General features: G+C 37.1%; 3 protein-coding genes. 2 read left to right on the top strand and 1 reads right to left on the bottom strand.

Annotated features, from left to right (window positions below):
- Positions 1 to 140 precede the first annotated feature (140 nt).
- On the bottom strand, positions 141 to 2,183 hold the full coding sequence (locus tag AB4140_RS01185; protein WP_371999456.1) for a cytochrome c3 family protein: 2,043 nt from the start codon (positions 2,181 to 2,183) through the stop codon (positions 141 to 143).
- A gap of 466 nt (positions 2,184 to 2,649) precedes the next feature.
- Here AB4140_RS01185 and AB4140_RS01180 point away from each other — a divergent pair, with 466 nt between their 5' ends.
- Both AB4140_RS01180 and AB4140_RS01175 read left to right on the top strand, forming a co-directional pair.
- Positions 2,650 to 3,270, top strand: a complete 621-nt coding sequence (locus tag AB4140_RS01180) for a hypothetical protein (RefSeq protein WP_102477231.1) — start codon at positions 2,650 to 2,652, stop codon at positions 3,268 to 3,270.
- A 13-nt stretch (positions 3,271 to 3,283) separates the two neighbouring features.
- Positions 3,284 to 3,943, top strand: coding sequence for a LuxR C-terminal-related transcriptional regulator (locus AB4140_RS01175; protein ID WP_157936271.1), 660 nt, complete (start codon positions 3,284 to 3,286; stop codon positions 3,941 to 3,943).
- The last annotated feature ends 264 nt before the right edge of the window (positions 3,944 to 4,207 follow it).

Here is a 4,207-nt window from a genome sequence, read left to right as displayed (position 1 = left end):
TAATGGGTGGCTTTGTAATTAAACGATGTTATAACTTCTAAATAATGGGTGGCTTTGTAATTGTATCTAAATAATGGGTGGCTTTGTAATTGCTATAATAAAATAGGCCTCGATTAATAATAATCGAGGCCTTAAACATGTTACTTCTTAGGTGTTACATGACAAGTTACACAGCTATATGGGTCAGGGAATGACTCAGTATTGTACCAGTCACTGTTACCAAAGCTTTGTTGTCTACCCGCAGGTAAATCATTATATTTTGAACCATCCCAATTCTGTTTCACTACATTCGGTTTATCAACCTGATCTGCACATGAACCTGGGCCAAATAGTTCGCTAGGTGCGTTTGGTCCCATATGTTGAGGGAAGCCACTACACTCTACGTCACTGAAAGCCATCCATTGAGATGCCTCACCATGGTTCTGCATTGCTTTATCTTCTGAGTGACACCAGAAACAACGCGCTGTTTCGCCATGCGCTTCAGGTGCACCATTACCACCGTGACACGATGCACAGAAATAAGGCTCATCACGCTCTAATGTATCAACTGCTTTGCTTTTATGAATGTCATCCTTAGAGTGACATAGCTGACAGTCAGCAATATTCCAACCAAAATGTTCTTCAGTCAGTGGCGCAATTGCTTTACTTATGTCTGCAATTTTCTCAGCTTTCTCTACTTGAGCTGGGAACCGATAAGTATCACCCATTAGGCGTGCTTCATTAACTGAGTTTACTTCTGATACGTTGTAAACTAGGAACATCTTTTTCACCCATGAAAAATAGATGTACTCCATACCATGGTTACGAACCATATTATCCATTGCTACGTGAAGTTTATTTCCGCCGAAAGTACCATACCAATGGTCGATACATTCTTTAGCTTTAATTTCAGTGATTGAGCCATCGCTTTCACGTAGCCATGAACACTCACGGTCAAGTTCAAATTCTGCTGCAATTTCAGGGTCTAAGAAGTCCTGTGCACTTGGCCATGAGCCCTGAGTAACAATGATATCTAATGTGTATTCATTCATACCCGCAGCGTAGTTCCAGCCGTCTAAGCCTTCAGCACGAAGTTTATTTGAAGGACCAACTTCAGGGTGGCTGATTTGATTCATCACATAACTGCCAAGTTTAGAACCTGTAGAAAGTGTTGGCCAGAAGGTAAAACCAAATTCAGCAGAACCGGCTTCTTTTGCTGTTTCGTTTGCAGAGATAACCATATCAAGGCTGGTGATGACGCCAGGGCGATAAATATCAGGGCGTAAGTTGTAAGCTTTTACTTCAACATCTTGAGCAATGGTTTTAATGAATTCATCACCATAACCGTCAGTATCCTCCATATCTAGGGTAATTTCTTTTAAAATTACCTTGCCACCGTTACTAGCTTTAAAGTTGACTTCATCAATATGGGTTTGCCACACACGATCACGATAGGCTTCACTCACTGGTTGTATACGGATCTGAGACCCATCACGCACAAGGGTTTCATCAAGGCGGTCATACACAGTTTCTAAATATCCGTTAAAATCATTTAGCATGTCACCACCACCGTGTGACAAAGTGACTCCCCAACTATCACTATCTTGGTAATCACCCCAGTGGGAATAATGTGTGGCAGGTGCGTTGTCAAATGTACCGTCGCCATCGGCATCAAATGACACGGTAAAGTCATAGCTTTGACGTGCTTCATTAAAGCCGCCTAACTTGACTTCAAAATCATCTCTTATCGATGAGATGTACATCATCAAGTCTAAAGCTGAGTAGTTACCAGGCATGAAAATATCATCACGAACAGCTTGCTCTTGCCAAGCTCGTAGATCGCTTAGCTGAACTTCCATGTAGTATTTGCTGTCGTCTCTGGTCCGCATGTTATATTTCGATGCTGTAGCGAAGGCTTCGCCATTCTTAAAGCCAGCATCGGGAACTTCAAAATCTTCCGGCATGTCACTTGAGCACATATCTTCGTGCCCTTTCATGCAAGGGAACCAACGACCTAAATAAACTTCGATAGTACCGTCAACGGCTGTTTCAGTATCAACGATAAGATCAAAGTGATTGCGTATTTCGTCAGGTAATTCAACTTCAGGAATTTCTGAGACCGGTGGAGGGGCATCATTTGAATCAGATCCACCACAAGCCGTCATTAAAGGTAGCAACATCATAGCAAACGTTGTTTTTTTCAAGTTTCCATATTTCAGGTTCTTGTTCATCATAAATAACCTTTTTAATTATCTTATTTAATATTCATTCTCCAGGAACAAGCTCAATATTAATTAAGGTGTAGATAAGGTCTCTTATGAGAATTCACAGAACATTATAAATATAGATTATTATCACATTGATAATAAATCTGATTATTTTAATTTAAATGCCCTTATGTAAAAATAGTTGGAGCTATTGTTGTGGGTATGTTTTTTATTTTTACTCCCTACCTTGTGTCGAGTCGATTGCCAATATGATAAGTCACAGTAGATGAGTTAATTTTGTTGAAAAACTGTGCTGATCAAAGCAATTATGTTCGTTGTGACTCTACACACACATACAACCTAAGAGAATTGTATTGCCTAATTGTGTAGATATAATAATTGAAATCAATATTAATTATGATGAATTGAGATGAGCATAATAATAAAAAACAAAAGAACCGCTATGGTCGAAACCGATGAAGGTTTGTTTTCTTGCTTTAAAATTACTCCTAAGTGGATTATATGTTTTGAGCAACTAGGTAAAGATGATATTCAATGTGTAAATAAAAGATTAGATTTGGTTGTGACTAATTGTGATGAGGGTTCGAGCACATTTTTATGTGAGTCTTTATTTGCCCAGCAAAAAAAACATAACGGTAAAGATGTTGTTATATGGAGAGATGATGATAGTTTTTACAGTAAAGTCGTAATTAGTATGAGCCCATTTAGCCAGACCAATGCTAGTGTAGTATTTATTGTAAATAATGAAATTGAACTTAGAGAAATTGAATGTAATATTCGTTCGATAAAAGTCTCTGTATTAAATATCTATAAAAAGTACGAAACGACTATCGTAAGCGAAGTCGCTAAAAACTATGGTATTAGCAAAAAATTACATTCCATTATTAACGCAATGTCGATGGGAATGACACGAAAAGAAGTATCTGACATGTTGAGTCTTAGTGAAAGAGGGGTTGATTATCATCTAGATACAGGCAAGTCATTGCTTCATGCGACAAACATTCCTCAACTTATCTTTAAGGCTAATCAGATAGGGGTTATAGGACAACATGATAAACTGTAAAGAGCTTGCCTCAATGGCAAAGGATTTAGAGATTTCAGATATGATATTCAATGTTGACCTCAGTGAAAAATCCTCATTTTCAATTAATAAAAAAAACCTTTTAGCTAAAAGAACTAGGCTTATGTATAGTTCTGAAAATGCGATAAATTATAGTATCTCATCTAGGAGTAAATGGGCTAAATTAGACTACAATACTGATTTATCTTTGCTAAAGGAATATCATCATTGGGACTACGAAGATTGGCATCGTTCTGCTGCTTCCCCTTTAAATGTGATGGAAAAATATGGCTATAAAGGCAAAAGGACATTTGCCATTCCATGCTTGATTAGTGAACATTATGTTGGAAGGTTTTACTTGTTTTTAGATGAAGATGTTGAGTATGACAATCAGCGAATTCAACGTATTCAGAAGATTTTTACCGACTACCAGCACTATTGCTTAGATGATTTACCGATTCACCTTAATCCATTATTGGATTACAGGCTCATCAGTGAAAATGAGATTAAAGCTATTGAGATAGTTTCTAAAGGAGGTTCTCGCTCTGATATTGCTCAACAATGCTTTTTAACAGAGCGCGGTGTCGACTATCGACTCGCCAGTATTAAAAAGAAACTAAAGGTAAAAACAAACTCACAGTTGGTTCACTTAGCGTATAAATTAAGGTTGATTTAATATTCACAAACTCATTTCTAGCTTGTCTATAATTTAATTGTCAATCGTAATGTTCTTAACATATTAATCTAACTTGATTGAAAAGTGCTGTCTATTCTAGAATTAAACTCCGAAGCGTTAATCATTATGTAGAATATATTGATTGTTTTGATGGGTATAAATAACCTGTTCCTAAAATACTGGTATTCATTCGTTAGTTTAATGGGAGTTGTTTTTAACAATATCATGAGAGATATAACTGTGAAAATAACAAGGCCACCCATT

Source organism: Shewanella sp. 10N.286.51.B2 (genome assembly GCF_041469265.1).
Classification (GTDB): Bacteria; Pseudomonadota; Gammaproteobacteria; order Enterobacterales; family Shewanellaceae; genus Shewanella.
The sequence above is the reverse complement of the archived record's forward strand: the minus strand, read 5'-3'. Positions and strand labels throughout refer to the sequence as shown.